This window comes from Acinetobacter sp. 231_lipA (genome assembly GCF_058243005.1).
Window position 1 is genome coordinate 2,337,916 of sequence record NZ_JBZAYU010000001.1, and the last position, 16,912, is coordinate 2,354,827.

Consider the following 16,912-nt stretch of genomic DNA (forward strand, 5'->3'; position numbering starts at 1 on the left):
AGCCACGGGTCTTTTTTTATCTGTGTCTTGAGATATTAAGAAGTTTTAAATTTTTCCCGTTCTGGCAAGCATATACGGATATGGGTATACTTTTATAATGAGTACTCTTTACTGAATATATGGATATGTGTATATTTACATAATAGAATGGGAGCAGTTATGGACCACGTTCAGTTTTTTAAATGTTTATCTGATGAAACACGTCTCAGTATTGTCATGCTTATTGCAGAAAATGAAGAGCAGTGTGTTTGTAATTTGACAGATAAACTCCAGTTAAGCCAACCAAAAATTTCACGGCATTTAGCCCTGTTAAGATCAAGTGGTTTGCTGAATGACCGTCGGCAAAAGCAGTGGGTGTATTACAGTATTAACCCACAACTACCTGAATGGTGCTTTGAAATTCTGAATACACTTAAACGTAGCAATTTTCCCGTGTTATTTGATCCCTCAGCTCTATCGATACAGAGCCATTGCGAGTAAGTTTTCATGAAATTTTTGTTTCTGTGCACGGGTAACAGTTGTCGCAGTATTCTTTCTGAAGTTCTGTTTAATAGTCGAGCGCCTGAAGGTTGGGTAGCTTATAGCGCTGGAAGTAAACCTTCTGGTCAAGTTCATCCGTTAACCATTCAGACTTTACAGAACCTAGGGTTGTCTACCGAAGGTTTGTCGAGTAAAACGATTGATGCCTGTGAACAGTATCAGCCCGATGTCGTCATCACCGTGTGTGATGCGGCAGCACAAGAAGCTTGTCCATTGTATTTAGGAGGAGCAATCAAAGCACATTGGGGTCTATCAGATCCATCACATTTAGATTTGCCTGAACAAGAAAAATTACATGCATTTTTAAATACTGTAGAACATATCAACAAACGCTTAGATGCACTTTTTGCATTAGATACCCATCACATGAGCCGTCATCAGCTTATTGCTGAAATCAATCAAATTTCCCATCTTTAAGCGAGCAGATCATGTCTAAACCAGGATTATCCTTTTTGGATCGCAACCTGACGCTATGGATTTTTGTGGCCATGGCATTGGGTGTTGCGATTGGGGTGGTATTTCCACAAGCATCCGTCGCATTGGACGCAATGAGTGTAAATTCAGTCAACTTGCCAATTGCGATTGGTTTGATTTTGATGATGTATCCACCATTAGCCAAAGTAGATTATGCAGCTTTGCCCAAAGTATTTCAGGATAAAAAAACATTAGCGCTCTCTCTGATTCAGAACTGGCTGATTGCGCCAGTGCTGATGTTTGTATTGGCGATAGTCTTCTTGAGTGATTACCCAGAATACATGACAGGTCTGATTCTGATTGGCTTGGCGCGTTGTATTGCCATGGTACTGATCTGGAATGGACTGGCATGCGGGGACAATCAATACGGTGCTGCATTGGTCGCATTTAACAGCATTTTTCAGATTCTGTTCTTTAGCAGTTATGCCTGGTTCTTCCTGACCTATCTGCCGCCATTTTTTGGGATAGAAGGGAATGTCATCAATGTTGATTTCTGGACCATTGCCAATGCTGTCCTTATGTACTTGGGGATTCCATTCCTGATGGGCTTCCTGACGCGTCTATCTTTAGTGAAAGCCAAAGGTCTGGACTGGTATCAGAATCAGTTTCTACCCAAAATTGGTCCACTCAGCTTATTGGCCTTGTTATTCACCATTGTAGCCATGTTTAGCTTGAAAGGCGGTGATGTAGTGAGTTTGCCAATGGATGTGTTGCGGATTGCAATTCCATTGACGCTTTACTTTGTCGTGATGTTCTTTGTCAGCTTTTTCATGAGTAAGTGGATGGGGAATGACTATCCCAAAACCACTGCAATTTCATTTACCGCAGCAGGTAACAATTTTGAGTTAGCGTTGGCCGTTGCGATTGCTACCTTTGGTTTGGCTTCACCAATTGCCTTTACTACGATTATTGGCCCATTGGTTGAAGTGCCCGTGCTGATTGCACTGGTTAGCGTATCCTTGTGGCTGAAGAAAAAATATTATCCAAATTCTTAAGAGGCAAAGATGACACTCCCTAATCTTGAATCTGATCTTTTACCGACACCAACTTTTGCGGAAGTGCAGGCTAAAGAACTAAGTCACCCACCACGTATCTTATTGCTATATGGCTCAAACAGAGAGCGTTCATATAGCCGCCTAGCTGTGATGGAAGCTGGGCGAATTCTTGAGCGTTTTGGTTGTGAGATTAAAATCTTTCATCCCAAAGGTTTACCTTTACCTGAAGATGGTGATCTGGAACATCCAAAGGTTAAAGAGCTGCATGAATTGTTGGCTTGGTCTGAAGGCATGGTTTGGTGTTCGCCTGAGCGGCATGGTTCGATGAGCTCAATCTTCAAAGCACAGATTGATTGGATTCCACTTGCTGGAGGAGCAATTCGTGCTACGCAGGGTAAAACACTGGCTTTGATGCAGGTGAGCGGTGGATCACAGTCTTTTAACAGTGTAAACCAGATGCGAATTCTTGGGCGCTGGATGCGGATGATCACGATTCCAAATCAGTCTTCTGTTCCTAAAGCCTTTTTGGAGTTTGATGAGGAAGGACGGATGAAGCCTTCATCGCTATATGATCGTATTGTTGATGTAATGGAAGAGCTATACAAGTTTACTTTGCTGACTCGCGGTCAGAGTGCCTATTTGACCAACCGTTATTCGGAGCGAAAAGAATCGGCTGAAGAACTGTCTAAACGAGTCAATCAGCGTAATCTTTAAAGCTGGGCGAATTCAAACATGAGGTGCGACAGTTTGAAAAGTCTTATGATAATCAACAAGCTGAGCAAATTTCTCTAATGGTGTAAGCCAATCTAACGCTTTTCTAGGACGAGTATTCAGTGACATGGCAACTTGATTTAAATAATGCTGATCTGCCTGATTTAAATCAATCCCTTTAGGTAAATATTGCCTAATTAAACCATTCATATTTTCGCATGTGCCTTTTTGCCAGGGTGAATGTGGGTCACAGAAATATACATCTATGCCTAAATCTTCTTCAAGTATTTTATGTTCTGCCATCTCGCGTCCACGGTCATAGGTCAACGTTTTACGCAGTTCTGCAGGTAAATATTTCAGAGCTTCAGTTAAAGCCTTGCGCACTGATTCTGCCTTTGCATCAGGTAATGTTGCCAAGATACAGAGCCGTGTATTTCGTTCAATAAGTGTTGCTATCGAACTTTTATTGTCTTTACCTTTAATTAAATCAGCTTCCCAATGACCCGGTATTTTTCTTTCTTGAACTTCGGCTGGGCGCTCATGAATAGTTTTAATATCCTGTAATATAGAATCTTTTTTAGGTTCACCGTTAGCTTTTCGCTTTTTATTTTCATGACGCAGACAGGATAATAAGTCTTTTTTCAACTCACCCTTTGGTAATGCTCGTATCGTTGAATAAATCGTTGTATGGCTTACATTCATTGTTTGATCCAAATCAGGAAATGTCTTTAAACGCTTTGCTATTTGCTGAGGAGACCATAAACAACGGATCGCTTCAACAATAAATTTCCAGAGGATTGAATCGATTTTGAGTTTTCTGTGACCACGTCTACGTCTAGCGAAGGTGTTATCAGAAGCATATTGAGCTTGATAAACGTCATTGATGCTATTTCTTTTAAGCTCACGATAGATCGTACTAGGATGTCTTTTAATGAGTTCAGCAAATTTTCTGGCTGAAAAGCCTTCTTTTCTTGACTCAAGCATTAATGCAGTACGATCTTCAAAGTTAAGATGATGGTATGACAATTTTATATACTCCATAAACCCTTTAAATTAATTAGGTGGTTTATGTCGCACTTCAAGTTTTACTCTGCCCTGATTAATCATGGTGTGAGCAGGGTAACGGATGGCTCGATCGTTTGTTTAATCGTAAGCATCCGCTGAGCCCCACTTTTCTAACTCATTAATACCACGATAGTGTCCAATAAATTTTAAGAGGACACTATCGGAGTGCTATTTGGTCAGAAAACAGGAGTTCACAGGATACGTGAACCGTTATTTTGATTGTATCAGATGATGTTGAATTGGCGGGTAACGATCTTAAGTACAACAGGTCATCTAATGTCTAGATTGTCTTTTTTGATGCTTTAATCATAATGGCTGTCAATAAATAAAGAGTTTAAACCTGAGAATTAGAGCAATCCTGCTTATTTTTCCTGAAATTTTAAATCAATTTGATATTCGTCCTGAGTCACTTTGATTTTATAGTTTTTATATTTACGTTTACTTGGTGAAAGGGCAGAGTTAGTGACTTCTTTATGGAATTCGCTGTCAGACATAAAAAAATAATACGCCTTATAGCCTAATAAGATCTTGTCAATTTTTTTATCTTTTTTCTCAGCATTACGAATGAGTTCATTTAAATAGTTTAAGCTGATTTTGTCTGACATTTATAAACTCGCAAAGAAAAGTTGCATTATCACACGAGATATAATCGATTTTTATTACAAATTGATGACAGTTGCATTTCGGGTACTTTGGGGTAGATGCTGCATTGAGTATTATTGAACTAAATGTTGTAGATCAAATCTTATTGGATAGATTTGGAGGAAAAACTATTAAAAAAGCTTTTAATGCTGAGTCTAAAGGTTTTTGATTTACAGCCTATAGTGTCGTACAACTCAGTATAGACAGAATCTGTTCGCTCATCAGATTGAAATTGATTGAGTAAATCACCACGGATTTATGAGTCACTAGCGATATTCTTTGTACCGCTCATATCTTCAGTGTTACAGCATCTAATGAGTTTATTTTACAAATGATTTTAGATGCAATTGTGGATGGTATCTAGTACTAGGGATCAATACACCGATCAAGCCGATTAAATGCCCAATACAACTTGATAAGGTTTAAATCCTTCAAGTACAGCTTCAGAAACCAACTGGATAAATGCTTCAGTTTTTCCATAAGCCATCCATTGATCTAGGGCCTCATAGTAGGCCAATCGGTTTTCAACTGTTATTACACAAGGGGGATAACCAGCTTTAAGCAATTCAAGATTCATCAATAGACGTGATGTACGGCCATTGCCATCAATGAATGGATGAATACCTACAAAATCAGCATGTACTTTGGCTGCACGTTCGATAGGATGAAATTTATGTGCGTCATTACTATACCAATCAACTAGCTGAGCCATCTTGTCATTTAATAATGTGTAATCAGGCGGGGTAGACGTGGCACCAGAGATTAGGACATTTTGTTGGCGATAGCGGCCAGCATTATCATCATCAATATTTTTTAAAATGAGTTGATGGATATTGCGAATTTGCCATTCAGAAAAAGGCTCCTCTTTCCGAATGATATCTTCAACATAGTAAATTGCATTTCTATGGTTGATCGCTTCGAAGTGTTCTCTTAATGCCTTTCCACCAACAGTTATACCTTCGAGTACTACTTTTGTTTCTAGCAGGGTGAGGGTATTACCTTCAATTGCATTGGAATGATAGGTCCAGCGGACAATAAGATCTTCTTGTAAATTTTTGACAATTGACGGAGAGAGAGGGCGATGTTGATCTAATTTTTTCTTTAAATCATCAATAGTTTCAAACATAACCTTATCCCTGAATTTGTCTTAGTCGATCATACATGAAAAAAGAAAGATCAGAAATGTAGTGATATATCATTACATTTTGTATGGGTTTTAAAAGTGGTAAGTGGACTGCTCCAAGTATTCTAGACACGAGACAGCTTCATTTTGGAAACACATTATTGTTCATTTCACCCACACATCTATGGCATGTTGTAGATGACCAGTTTTGACATAAAGCGTTGCGCCTGATGGACCTGCCTGAAATTTAGCAGCACTATTGAGGGGAAGACGGACCCACGAACCTGCTGGATATATTTCAGTGTCGCAAAATAATTGACCTTTAATAATGAACAATTCAATCCCTTGTTCTGATTTCTCTACGAAAATTTGATCAGGTTTTAGCTTTTCTAAATAGGTCTGCTCATGTTCAGATTGAAATAGCGGGCATATCATCCGACGTTGGGTAAGCTTCCAATTCGCTAAGTCATTGGTGTTAATCCGGGTTGGTTCTCTCTCATGTTCAGTCATTTGCATCAGTTTCACAAAGATTAAACAACCTGCTTTACTGGAAACCCGATGAGTTGAATGATGGGGGTTACGTAAATACCAGCCTGCCGGATAATCATCTTCAGCATTCTCGGTAAAAATGCCTGACAATATGAGGACTTCTTCACCCAAAGGATGTTGATGTTCAGGAAAGGCAGATTCTGGTGCGTATTTCACAAGACTAGTTGCACGTGCTTTCTCATCGCCAATACGATCAAGCATCATTCTATCGACTTCACCTCCTGGAGATTTTACCCAATGGTAATCCTCTGGCTTGATGATGACGAGTTGTGAGAAGTCGGCATAAATAAACATAATGTTGTCCTGTAATGAAGAAACCTACGTATTTTAACGAGAATGCACAGGTTTATTTTAAAAGAAATAGCGATTAGTTAGCTCACTGTTTCAGAAAAGGTAAGCATGTTGATAGCAGATATTACTCACTAAGCTATGAAATATTAATATTTTAGAGTTTAATCAACTGTGCTTTGTTTTTACATCAATGAGGAATGGCATGAAATATCAACCGCCTTATACGATCACCTCTAAAATTATTCACTTGATTGCACAAATTAGTGAATCAATAGGGCGTTTGACTGCATTAACTCAAATCCAAGATAGCCTTAAATTGCGAAAAGCCAATCGTATTCGAACGATTCAAGGGTCTTTAGCGATAGAAGGAAATACCTTGAGTACAGAGCAAATCACAGCGATTCTGAATGGCAAGACCATTATCGCTCCACCTAAAGAAGTTCAAGAGGTACGTAATGCCCTAAAGGCATATGAAGAAATTCAAGATTGGAATCCTGATCAAGAATCGCATTTGCTGAAAGCACATCAAATATTGATGACAGGACTGATTGATGAAATTGGACAGTATCGTCATGGCGGTGTTGGTGTGATGTCAGGGGATCGAGTCGTGCATATGGCTCCGCCTGCAAATCAAGTCCAGCGTTTAATGAGAGAGTTATTACAGTGGTTGGCTGAAGGTAATGAGCACCCATTAATTCAGAGTTCAGTATTTCATTATGAATTTGAGTTTATACATCCATTTGCTGATGGCAATGGGCGGATGGGGCGTTTATGGCAAACTTTAATCTTAAGCCAGTGGAATCCTATTTTTCTCAACATCCCTGTAGAAAGCTTGATTTATCAAAACCAAAGAGCTTATTACGATGCATTGCAAGCGAGCACAGATCGTTCAGATTCTGCACCTTTTATTGAGTTTATTTTGCAGATGATTCTAGATGCAATACTTAGTTCTGATGCCAGCGATCAAGATACCGCTCAAGCTAGCGTACAAGTTAGCGATCAAGTTAAACGTCTCATCCAGAATATGGAGCAGAAAGAATATAGCTTAACTGAGCTTATGGCTCTATTGGACTTGTCCCATCGAGCTACATTCCAAAAAAATTATTTAACTCCAGCATTAGAAGCAGGTGTGATTGAACGTACCCTTCCTGATAAGCCTAAGAGTCCTAAGCAAAAGTACAAATTAAAAAATTGAACTGTACTGAAGTTGATGTGATTATTAATATCATAATGAGCTAATTGAAACATTATAACATTACATTTATTTTTAGGTGTAATTTGCTGCTATAATGCCGTACGCCACTTCAAATCCTGAATTCGGATTTGAACAAGATTTTAAAGTGATTCAATGCACTAAATCTAATTTGGGTCAAAATTGGGTCAATGAATTTTTTTATTCAATAAAAGAGCTTTAAAGTGAATGAGTTAGGTTTTGAGTTCAATTGACGCCACCTCCGCCAAAATTCTTTATATAAATCAGCCACTTGCAAAAGTGGCTTTTTTATTGCCACATTTTTGCCACACTTCCCCACAAAACCCGCCACATTTTCATATGCATTAAAAAAGGCACCTTAAGTGCCATTTGTAGTGTTTAGTTTTGCCATTTCTATTCTGTTCTTATCTCCATGTATCCATTTTGCATATCGCTTAATCAGCATTTGGAGACTATGGCCAAGTTGATCAGCGACAAAGACTGGATTAACGCCATCCATTAAAAGCATGGTTGCATAAGTATGCCGTGCATTATATGCAGGGCGGTGGCGGATCATGCAGGACTTCATAGCTTCTACCATTCTCAAACGTGGTGGTTTCTCATTGAAAAATGGAGCATTAGTCTCTGGGCAAATCATGACGTAATCGCTACTGAGTTTTAAATCTTTACCCACTTCAACATCCTGGTGCAAAATTGAATACATCCGTGTTGCTGTGTAGTGCGGTTCAAGGATCGGGTAAATCATTATTCTTTGAGAAGATCATGACCCGTATCTATGGTGAATGTTATTCAGTTACGCTCGGTCAAAATGGCCTTGAATCTATTTATACCGACTGGGCAGAGCGTAAGCTTTACTGTCTTTTTGAAGAAATATTTAACAATAAGTCCAAGTTCGGCATGATGGGTTTGATCAAACACATGATCACTGGAGAGAAGATTCGTATTGAGAAAAAGTTCATGTCAGGTTATAGCCAAAATAACCACATTAACTGTGTGTTCTTATCCAACGAGGTGTAGCCGCTTGCTATTGAGGAGCGTGACCGTCGTTTCCTTGTACTTGAACCAAATCAGAAGTTAGGCAACGATCTTAAGGGTTTGATCGAAAACTGCCTTGACCCAATTAACCGCCGAAGAAAAGCAAGAATTTGAAACACGTTCAAAAGAAATCAAAGACCTAGCGTCCAAAGTTGAGCAGCTTCAAACTGATTTAGTTAATCAGGCGAAAGCCCGCCAAACTGATGAGTCAAGCACCATTGCGGGAATTTTGGTTCGTAATACAGAATCAATTGAAATTGCGAAGGCAATGCTTGATAAACGTCAAAAAAATACCTCTGTTTCTTTTGATGGTATCAAAGCACGCAATATTGTGACTCTAGGTAGCCTTGGTGAAAATTACCAATACGCAAAAAATGACCTAAATCGCGTACCGTTCCAGCCATTGAGCTTGGTTGACCTGATTAACTGGGCACCATTAACCAATGACATCGTGACGTTACTGCGTGAAACAGCTTGGGATCTAATGGCAGATATTGTGCCTGAAGGCGAGGAAAAGCCTGAATCTAGTCTTGAGTTTGGTCCACTTGTATTGAATGTTGGTGTGATTGCACATTGGATCAAAGTATCAAATCAAGTTTTGGCAGATATGCCAATGTTGGCCAGTTATATTGAAACTCGTTTGGCCTATGGTATTCGTTACAAGCTTGAATATTTTGTGGTCAATGGTCACATTCCAGCAACAGGTCAGCCGAAAAACTTTAGCGGCTTGATGGAAGAAGGCAATCACGACACAGTTCCAGTTGAAGCAGGTGATACGGCTCTTGATGTTCTAAACCGTGCAAAATATAAGGCGGCATTATCTTTCTTACAACCTGAATGTTATGTGTTAAATCCACAAGACTGGGGTGTCATTGAGCGCTTAAAAGGTTCTGATGGTCATTATTTAATTGGTGTTCCAACAGGTACAGGTGTTCAAGTATACCTTTGGGGGCTGCCTGTTCGCTTTAGTCCTGTTCAGAAGCCTGCTAAATACTGGTGCGGTAATTTATCAATCGGTTTTGATGGATATATTCGTGAAGATGTTGATACCCAAGTTTCACTAGAAGATGGTGACAACTTCCGTAAAAACTTAGCCACAGTGCGTTCTGAAATGCGTGCTGCGGGTGGCGTTATTGTTCCTGATGCAAACGTTGCAGGTGATTTGCCTGGTGTTCCAGCGGATCGAGTTGCACCAGCATTACCAGTGGTAGTTGTTAATTCTGCCGATGAATTAAGTGGTACGGCTGAAGCAGGTGCAGTTATTAAAGTTCGTGCTGCCAAAGGTAGTTTGATTGCTGCTACACATGCCAATAATGCTGGTGCATGGTCTATTGAGCCAAACCCATTAGAAGTTGGTGTGGTTGGATCAATTACTGCTGTTGATGATGCGGGTACACCAGCATAAAACCTATCGAGTGGATGAATCATTTAAAAGGTATTCAGCAGAGGCAGGGTATCTATGAACAGGTAAGCCGAGTTCGGGCCATGTGCCGTGATATTTATGATTATGCAAAGGTAACAGGGCGAATTGATTACAACCCATTAGAGGGCATTCAGAAGTATCTACAGCAGGGCAAAAAAGAGAATATGGCTCATGTGAGTGAGGCTGAGTTACCAACCTTAATTCGAGCTATTAATAATTACCCGACTACGGATGTCCGTATGGGCTTACAGCTTTTGGCAATGTTGTTCTGCCGTCCTACTGAGCTACGGGGCGCTAAATGGACTGAGTTCGACCTAGAACAAGGTTTATGGAATATCCCTGAGGAACGCATGAAGAAACGCCGTGAGCATGTTGTGCCTTTACCTAAGCAAGCCATTGCCATACTCAATGAATTAAAAACCTATGAAACCACTTCTGAGTATTTATTCCCAAGTAGATCCGATAAGAGTAAGCCTAAGTCAGATACAGTTTTTATCATGGCTTTGCGCCGTATGGGATATGAGGGCAGACAGACACCACATGGATTTAGGCATATAGCCAGTACACTACTAAATAACCGTGGCTTTGATGAGCGTCATATTGAATCTGCTTTGGCCCATGTTAAGGACGGTGTAGCAGGGGTATATAACAAAGCCCAATATTTAGATGACAGGGCAAATATGATGCAGTGGTATGCCAATTATTTAGAAGAAATAGCAGACCAGAGCATTATTCAATTTAAAAAGACCAAGTGAAATCACTAACCCCACAATCTGTATTTTATATATTTCCTACAGAAGCGTGGCTTAATGGCTTAATCACCTTGAAAGCCTTGCTATAAAAGGCTTTCCATTAAGCACCACAGTATTCCATGCACTGGCATAGTGGCTTAATGGATATATTTTATATTTCCCTAGAAACCTTGCGATTTTGCGTTTTTCTCTTGTATGCCTTGCTACATATGGCTTTACGCTTCGCAAGCGGTTTGAGATTCATTTGCGACATAGCTTGTCTTACTACTTATCCAAACATACACAAATATAATTAAATATCGTTTATATTCAGTTTGCTAAGTCTAGGTTGATCCCCGAAAGGCAGCCACCAAATTTGATTGACTTAGCTATTTTTTTGGGATGCTGTGGGAAGGTATATATGAGTAAATTATCAAGGCCTAATACTATTATTCCATCACTTCACTATTATTCATTAGAACAGGCATCAAATATTCTTAATTATTTTGGTGATACCGACTTATGGACAGTGGATAGCCTTATTGGCTTGGGGGGGAATGGTAAGATACATATTTTGGCACCAACTCATGATTTTGGTTTACTTGCTAATACTCACGCAAAATATGAAGGTGACGAAAAGGAGCTTGACGTATACGGAAGCTACTTAATTAATAGAAATACTCACTATATTTTTTTAAAAATTGATCCTAAGTCATTAATGAGTTTTGGTTTTAATTATTGTGACAAGTCCCATTATAAATCATTTTTTGAATATTATATTTATGATCCATATGGTGTTTTTTTGGATGAAAAAAAAGCTCTAAGCCTACCATTCACCGAGCGCTCAAATTTTAACCCAGATAAGGATGATATAAAAGCTAGATATATTGCTGACTCAAATACCCATTTAGGAAATTTTTTATTTAAATTAAAAAAAACAGAAAAATCATGCTCATGTTTTATATTTAGTAGTGATATTTCTGTCCCCGTCCCCCTTTCCATAACAGAGGATAGGACAAATAAAATACTAAACCCATATGTTGCAGGGCATGGGTTGCATGATGCAATAAAACTTCCTTTATCTAGAGATAACATGTATATAACGCATGATGAGTTAGAATTAATTAAGACGGGTAAATTGAGGAATTTGAATAGTAGAGATATTCAAGATGATGATGAATGTATAACAGCTAGCCATAAAACAGGAATTAGTCAGAGCAAATCTGATGCAAAGTTTGCAGCTAGAACATTAGCTGATTATTTGTGGATGCAAGATAAAGTACAAGAAATAAAAATTGGTGAGATGGCTAAGACATTGAAAAGTATTTTGGTTTCTACAGAGCACAAAAATGAATTGCCTGAAACAGCAAAAAGTATTGAGGAATGGATTAAACCTATAGCAATTAAATACCCATATTCAAGACAAGCGGGAAGGCCTAGAAATGGGTAGGAACCTAAGCTTAATCCCTATTAAGTAGATGTTGCTTACTATTACAATATAAAAATCAAAAACATACTAAGCCCATATTCTTTCATGTATGGGTTTTTTTATGAATATCAAACCAATCCGAGTTCAATTTAAAACAGCTTGCGAGTTATTGGACGTAAGCCGTGAATCATTGCGTCATATCGTGCGCACTGATGCCTCATTTCCCCGACCAATTAAGACAGGGGAGAGCAAACAGGCCTCAGTCTATTTTGATTATGCTCAATTGATCGAATGGCATAACAAGCAAATGCAAAGCCTTGCAGTATTGGGGGCTTAATCCATGACTAAGACCCAAATCAAAGCCATTGCCCTAAATGCCAGTCGACAATTAAACGCCGTGGCAAAGGATGTTTATAACCTAGAGGCATTCTTTAAGATTGCCCAAACAGGCTACGCCGTGGCATTGATCATATTGCCAAGCCTATGTGATGCTCCACATACCGAGTTTAAGCCCTTTGATTTTTGTGATTAATCAGCTTTCAAAGGCAGGATATACCAAGCTCTATATGCCAGTACGCCCCGAGCATATCCAGCTCGAGGGATTTCAAAAGCTAGAGCAGGACACGGCGCTTCGCTTGCTGAATCAACATATCGTGATTGATGAGCAAGGCATTAAAACCGATTACCTCATTGAGCTGTACAAGGATGATGATGCGGAGGATGTGACAATCTTCATTGATGAATCTATCAAGCGTTTATCACCCCCTAATCAATGGGGTGAACTCTTACCATTGGTACAGGCTGAAACATCCGTAAATAGCACTTATCCAATCCATGCATTACCACCACTGGCAAGGGATGCTGTGATAGCGATAGCCGAGCATGTGCAAGCGCCAATTGGTATGACAGCTCAATGTGTCATTGGGACTATGTCACATATCGCTCAAGCGCACGTAAATGCACCGCACCCATTCAACCCTCAAGGTGAGCCATGTAGTTTATATCTACTCACCGAGGGACAAAGCGGAAGTCGTAAAAGTACCAGTCGTAATATGGCAGACAAGGCCATTATTCAGCATGAGCGTAAACAATATGAGTTATACCGCCGTGACCTTGAACAATGGAAAAGCGGTCAAGCAGGGTTAAATAAAAAGGATAAGGAGGCATACGGTACTGAGAATCCCCCATCACATGACCCAAGTACCTTATACAGTGACATCACCTTGGAATCCATTGCAGGGCTATATGTGGATGGCATATTAAACAATGCATCCATTGCCAGTGATGAAGCAGGTCAATTCTTTGGTGGCTATACCATGAAAGGAGATACCCGCACCCAAGCCATTGGAGGCTATGCCAAGTTATTTGATGATGGTTTTGTGGAGCGTACTCGATCTAAATCCAATTTAAACGGGAGTGGTCGTGCTTATGATGGGCGATTGACCTTTAATTTACAGGGACAGCATGAGGTTTTATCAGATGCCTTGAAAGACCCAGTGTTAAGGGGGCAAGGCTTTTTGCCGAGATTCATCTTAACCATCCCTGAGAACTTGGCAGGGACACGCCTACAAGATGCCATTTACCGATCTATGAATGCCAATCATGACCATAGACTGATTGCTTACTGGACACGGTGCGAATACTTGCTCGATGACTGTCCTAGACCACAAGGAGGGCAAGAACTTCACAATGGGCGTTATGTCATTCCCATGAATGAGGAAGCAAGGGAAATAGATGCATCGTTCTACAACATGTTTGAAGAATTGCAGGGCAAAGGTAAGCGCTACGAATACCTACAAGCATTTGCTAGTCGTGCCAGTCAATTAGCACGGCGCTTAGCTACTGTGTTCGCTTATTTTGAGGGCTTACAGTGGATTGATGCCAAAACCTTAACAGGGGCTTGTGAGGTCGTTAAGCATTCACTCAATGAATGGGCAATGTATGCAGATATTGAGGTCAAAACGGAAAGTGATGCTGAACGTCTGATTAAGTGGCTTATTCGAAAATGTGTAGAGCAAAAAGTAAGTAGTATTTCTAAAACATTGGCTATGAAAGGTGCGCCGTCACACCTAAGAAAAGCCAAAGAATTTGACCCTTGTATCAATGAATTGATTGAATTTAATTATGTTCGATTGGTCACTATCAACAAATCCACATACATTGAATTAAACCCTTTATTACTAGAATGACTGCGTTTTTGCGATTTAAAGCTGTATGTCTTACTGCATAAGGGCTTGAGAATCGCAATATAGGTTGCGATAGCACTGCGATAAGTTGCGATTCCTTTGCGATTGATGCAAGGAATCGCAAAATGCAAAACCGCAAATCACATGCTTGCGATATTGAAAGCCTTGATACGTAAGGGTTACAAGATGAAATCGCAAAATCGCAAGGTTTCTAGGGAAATATATAAAAGTTGAATCAGTAGGGAGAACACGACACATCTTAATTAACCCTATTTTGCTAGAAATGGTGGCTTCATGGCTTAATCACCTTGAAAGCCTTGCTATAAAAGGCTTTCCATTAAGCATGATAGGGTTTTATGTGGTGGCATAGTGGCTTAATGAGTAAATAAATTATCCTGATTAAGCCATTATGCCAATGGCTTTTTAGGGTGTTGGCTAAGTGGAAAACCTTACTACATAAGCCTTACAGCGCAATTAAGCCATTAAGCCAAGACTTCTAAGAAAATATATAAATTTGATAGGTAAAAGATGCCAAACGTAAATAAAGTCACTGTCATGGGTGTGCTGGGTCGTAACCCTGAAACTAAACAATTTCCCAATGGTGGAAGCGTTACCACATTCAGCGTAGCAACTTCTGAGTTTTGGAAAGACAAGACCACTGGAGAACGCAAAGAGGCTACAGAGTGGCACAGAATCAGCACCAACGGACGTTTAGCGGATGTTGCCAATAAGTACCTCAAGAAAGGCTGTAAGGCATATATAGAGGGTTCATTGCGTACTAGGAAATGGAAAGACCAAAACAGCGTAGATCGAGAGGTAACAGAGATTCGGGCAGACGTGTTGCAGTTGCTTTAAAAATAAAGCTCCTCTCTTTTAAGGGGCTTATGTTTTTTATTCAAATCGACACATGACCATTAATATGCTTATACCATCGACATATACAAAAACTCATGTTCGATTTTTTAGTTTTTATCGACATATTTATATAGTCATGTTTATTGCATCGACATAATTACAACTTCATGTCGATTTTTATTAAATATATCGACATGAAGGTCGTGTTATGTTTATCCTATCGACATAAACTAAAAATCATGTCGATTTTTCTTATTGTAATCGACACAAAATGAGATAACTGTAATGAGTCAATGGCAAGCAGATCAACCATATAACACTCTACCCTTTCTTCCCCCATCACAAGATGTAGAAAATAAAGCTGTATTAAAATTATGTATTGAAGCTAGATCGGCACTAGCTGAATTAAAACAAGCTGGGGAGTTGATACCGAATCAAACGATTCTAATAAATATTATTCCGCTATTAGAAGCCAAAGACAGCTCAGAAATTGAAAATATTGTCACAACCACAGACAAACTATTTCAGCATGCACAGGGTGATGAACATGCAGACCATGCAACTAAAGAGGCTTTAAGGTATAGAACTGCATTGTATAAAGGGGTTCAATCAATTAAAGAACGACCTCTATGTACAGGCACAACTGTTGAGATATGCCAAACAATTAAAGGTGTGGATTTAGGGATTAGAGCAACAACGGGCACTGCCTTAAAAAATAGTTATACTGGTGAAATTATCTATACCCCTCCAGTAGGCGAAGATGTAATACGGGCATTATTGTCCGATTGGGAAAAATTTATTCATTACAATGAAGAATTAGACCCTTTGGTTAAAATGGCTATAGCTCATTATCAATTCGAGGCAATTCACCCTTTTATTGATGGGAATGGTCGTACAGGAAGAATTTTAAATATTCTCTACCTTATGGATTGCAACTTATTAAGCTTGCCTATTCTTTATCTAAGTCGATTCATTATTCAAAATAAATCACAATATTACGAGTTGCTACTCAATGTGACCAAAGAAAGTGATTGGCGTTCTTGGGTAATGTTTATGCTACAAGCGGTCAAGAACACCAGTGAATGGACTATATCTAAAATTACAGCTATCAAAAGTCTACATGAGCATACAATTGAATACATAAGAACTCATGCAGATAAAATTTATACTCGTGAGCTAGTTGATACTATTTTTGAGCAACCATACAGTCGTATATCCAACCTAGTTGACAAAAATATAGCTAAGCGCCAAGCAGCATCAACATACTTAAAAAAACTTGTAGAAATTGGTGTATTGCATGAATTACAACTAGGAAAAGAGAAGCTTTTTATTCATCCTAAACTATTAAATCTCTTACAAGACGATAGCAACCAATTCACGCCGTACAAATAAATTGTAATAGCCCCTTAGCTTGAGGGGCTTTTTTATTGGCTAATTAAACATAGAAGATTTACTTCCAAGTTCGCCAAGATTTTTGACATTTAATTACGACATATCGCCATAAAATATTAAAAAATAAACCAATTGTTTTAACATTTTGATCGACAAAAACATCGTGAATATAGCTATACAGGGTGTTTAAATTTAGGTTGACGGTATGCGATAGAAATTAGGCATTAAATCCCATTCAAACCCATGTATAGAAAGGCT

Annotated in this window: 16 protein-coding genes and 3 pseudogenes; 14 read left to right on the forward strand and 5 right to left on the reverse strand. The window is 39.1% G+C overall.

Features of this window, described 5'->3' with window-relative positions:
* The first annotated feature begins 159 nt into the window (after positions 1-159).
* Genes AC4CUX_RS11450 through arsH form a run of 4 tightly spaced genes read left to right on the forward strand, consistent with a single transcriptional unit; the run spans position 160 to position 2,723 of the window.
* Positions 160-480: a metalloregulator ArsR/SmtB family transcription factor gene (locus AC4CUX_RS11450; RefSeq protein ID WP_489774129.1), complete on the forward strand. Its 321-nt coding sequence runs from the start codon at positions 160-162 to the stop codon at positions 478-480.
* Positions 481-486: 6 nt separating this feature from the next.
* Positions 487-957, forward strand: coding sequence for an arsenate reductase ArsC (locus tag AC4CUX_RS11455; protein ID WP_489774127.1), 471 nt, complete (start codon positions 487-489; stop codon positions 955-957).
* A gap of 11 nt (positions 958-968) precedes the next feature.
* Positions 969-2,009, forward strand: a complete 1,041-nt coding sequence (gene arsB, locus AC4CUX_RS11460) for an ACR3 family arsenite efflux transporter (RefSeq protein ID WP_161416981.1) — start codon at positions 969-971, stop codon at positions 2,007-2,009.
* Between the two features lie 9 nt (positions 2,010-2,018).
* The gene (gene arsH, locus AC4CUX_RS11465) at positions 2,019-2,723 is read left to right on the forward strand and encodes an arsenical resistance protein ArsH (protein ID WP_490792407.1); all 705 of its coding nucleotides are present in this window, start codon (positions 2,019-2,021) and stop codon (positions 2,721-2,723) included.
* Between the two features lie 12 nt (positions 2,724-2,735).
* On the opposite strand, the gene AC4CUX_RS11470 is transcribed toward arsH, so the two are convergent.
* From AC4CUX_RS11470 to AC4CUX_RS11485, 4 genes are all read right to left on the reverse strand, one after another.
* Positions 2,736-3,761, reverse strand: coding sequence for an IS30-like element ISAba125 family transposase (locus tag AC4CUX_RS11470; RefSeq protein ID WP_005100823.1), 1,026 nt, complete (start codon positions 3,759-3,761; stop codon positions 2,736-2,738).
* Between the two features lie 386 nt (positions 3,762-4,147).
* Complete coding sequence (locus AC4CUX_RS11475; protein WP_017395738.1) at positions 4,148-4,390, reverse strand: hypothetical protein; 243 nt, start codon at positions 4,388-4,390, stop codon at positions 4,148-4,150.
* A gap of 431 nt (positions 4,391-4,821) precedes the next feature.
* Complete coding sequence (locus AC4CUX_RS11480; protein ID WP_017395736.1) at positions 4,822-5,553, reverse strand: Fic family protein; 732 nt, start codon at positions 5,551-5,553, stop codon at positions 4,822-4,824.
* 162 nt (positions 5,554-5,715) lie between these two features.
* Positions 5,716-6,393, reverse strand: coding sequence for a cupin domain-containing protein (locus AC4CUX_RS11485; RefSeq protein WP_017395735.1), 678 nt, complete (start codon positions 6,391-6,393; stop codon positions 5,716-5,718).
* A gap of 199 nt (positions 6,394-6,592) precedes the next feature.
* On the opposite strand from AC4CUX_RS11485, the gene AC4CUX_RS11490 reads away from it, so the two are divergent.
* Positions 6,593-7,585, forward strand: coding sequence for a Fic family protein (locus tag AC4CUX_RS11490; protein WP_017395734.1), 993 nt, complete (start codon positions 6,593-6,595; stop codon positions 7,583-7,585).
* A 376-nt stretch (positions 7,586-7,961) separates the two neighbouring features.
* Here the strand turns inward: AC4CUX_RS11490 and AC4CUX_RS11495 are convergent.
* Positions 7,962-8,252 (reverse strand): annotated as a pseudogene (locus tag AC4CUX_RS11495) (site-specific integrase); the annotation flags it as partial.
* A gap of 44 nt (positions 8,253-8,296) precedes the next feature.
* Here AC4CUX_RS11495 and AC4CUX_RS11500 point away from each other — a divergent pair.
* The 9 genes and pseudogenes from AC4CUX_RS11500 (at position 8,297) to fic (ending at position 16,654) form a co-directional block, all read left to right on the forward strand.
* The gene (locus tag AC4CUX_RS11500; protein ID WP_490792408.1) at positions 8,297-8,620 is read left to right on the forward strand and encodes a primase-helicase family protein; all 324 of its coding nucleotides are present in this window, start codon (positions 8,297-8,299) and stop codon (positions 8,618-8,620) included.
* 94 nt (positions 8,621-8,714) lie between these two features.
* Positions 8,715-10,043 carry a phage major capsid protein gene (locus tag AC4CUX_RS11505; RefSeq protein ID WP_489774123.1) on the forward strand — a complete coding sequence of 443 codons (1,329 nt, stop codon included), beginning with the start codon at positions 8,715-8,717 and terminating at the stop codon, positions 10,041-10,043.
* Positions 10,031-10,816: pseudogene (locus AC4CUX_RS11510) on the forward strand (tyrosine-type recombinase/integrase); the annotation flags it as partial. The gene AC4CUX_RS11505 and the pseudogene AC4CUX_RS11510, both read left to right, overlap by 13 nt.
* Before the next feature lie 397 nt (positions 10,817-11,213).
* On the forward strand, positions 11,214-12,242 hold the full coding sequence (locus AC4CUX_RS11515; protein WP_201950381.1) for a hypothetical protein: 1,029 nt from the start codon (positions 11,214-11,216) through the stop codon (positions 12,240-12,242).
* Positions 12,243-12,342: 100 nt separating this feature from the next.
* Positions 12,343-12,558 carry a transcriptional regulator gene (locus AC4CUX_RS11520; RefSeq protein WP_201950384.1) on the forward strand — a complete coding sequence of 72 codons (216 nt, stop codon included), beginning with the start codon at positions 12,343-12,345 and terminating at the stop codon, positions 12,556-12,558.
* Positions 12,559-12,561: 3 nt separating this feature from the next.
* Positions 12,562-12,753 (forward strand): hypothetical protein, encoded by a 192-nt coding sequence (locus AC4CUX_RS11525; RefSeq protein WP_407079332.1) that lies wholly within the window; start codon positions 12,562-12,564, stop codon positions 12,751-12,753.
* A 34-nt stretch (positions 12,754-12,787) separates the two neighbouring features.
* Complete coding sequence (locus tag AC4CUX_RS11530; protein WP_407079333.1) at positions 12,788-14,410, forward strand: DUF3987 domain-containing protein; 1,623 nt, start codon at positions 12,788-12,790, stop codon at positions 14,408-14,410.
* Positions 14,411-14,935: 525 nt separating this feature from the next.
* Positions 14,936-15,259 (forward strand): annotated as a pseudogene (ssb, locus tag AC4CUX_RS11535) (single-stranded DNA-binding protein); the annotation flags it as partial.
* A 288-nt stretch (positions 15,260-15,547) separates the two neighbouring features.
* On the forward strand, positions 15,548-16,654 hold the full coding sequence (gene fic, locus AC4CUX_RS11540; RefSeq protein ID WP_489774122.1) for a protein adenylyltransferase Fic: 1,107 nt from the start codon (positions 15,548-15,550) through the stop codon (positions 16,652-16,654).
* The last annotated feature ends 258 nt before the right edge of the window (positions 16,655-16,912 follow it).

Coding starts and splice junctions, on each gene's coding strand:
- AC4CUX_RS11480 (WP_017395736.1), bottom strand. CDS start 5,553: ATGTTTGAAACTATTGATGATTTAAAGAAAAAATTAGATCAACATCGC.
- AC4CUX_RS11475 (WP_017395738.1), bottom strand. CDS start 4,390: ATGTCAGACAAAATCAGCTTAAACTATTTAAATGAACTCATTCGTAAT.
- AC4CUX_RS11485 (WP_017395735.1), bottom strand. CDS start 6,393: ATGTTTATTTATGCCGACTTCTCACAACTCGTCATCATCAAGCCAGAG.
- AC4CUX_RS11515 (WP_201950381.1), top strand. CDS start 11,214: ATGAGTAAATTATCAAGGCCTAATACTATTATTCCATCACTTCACTAT.
- fic (WP_489774122.1), top strand. CDS start 15,548: ATGAGTCAATGGCAAGCAGATCAACCATATAACACTCTACCCTTTCTT.
- AC4CUX_RS11450 (WP_489774129.1), top strand. CDS start 160: ATGGACCACGTTCAGTTTTTTAAATGTTTATCTGATGAAACACGTCTC.
- AC4CUX_RS11455 (WP_489774127.1), top strand. CDS start 487: ATGAAATTTTTGTTTCTGTGCACGGGTAACAGTTGTCGCAGTATTCTT.
- AC4CUX_RS11520 (WP_201950384.1), top strand. CDS start 12,343: ATGAATATCAAACCAATCCGAGTTCAATTTAAAACAGCTTGCGAGTTA.
- arsH (WP_490792407.1), top strand. CDS start 2,019: ATGACACTCCCTAATCTTGAATCTGATCTTTTACCGACACCAACTTTT.
- AC4CUX_RS11490 (WP_017395734.1), top strand. CDS start 6,593: ATGAAATATCAACCGCCTTATACGATCACCTCTAAAATTATTCACTTG.
- AC4CUX_RS11525 (WP_407079332.1), top strand. CDS start 12,562: ATGACTAAGACCCAAATCAAAGCCATTGCCCTAAATGCCAGTCGACAA.
- AC4CUX_RS11470 (WP_005100823.1), bottom strand. CDS start 3,761: ATGGAGTATATAAAATTGTCATACCATCATCTTAACTTTGAAGATCGT.
- arsB (WP_161416981.1), top strand. CDS start 969: ATGTCTAAACCAGGATTATCCTTTTTGGATCGCAACCTGACGCTATGG.
- AC4CUX_RS11530 (WP_407079333.1), top strand. CDS start 12,788: ATGCCAGTACGCCCCGAGCATATCCAGCTCGAGGGATTTCAAAAGCTA.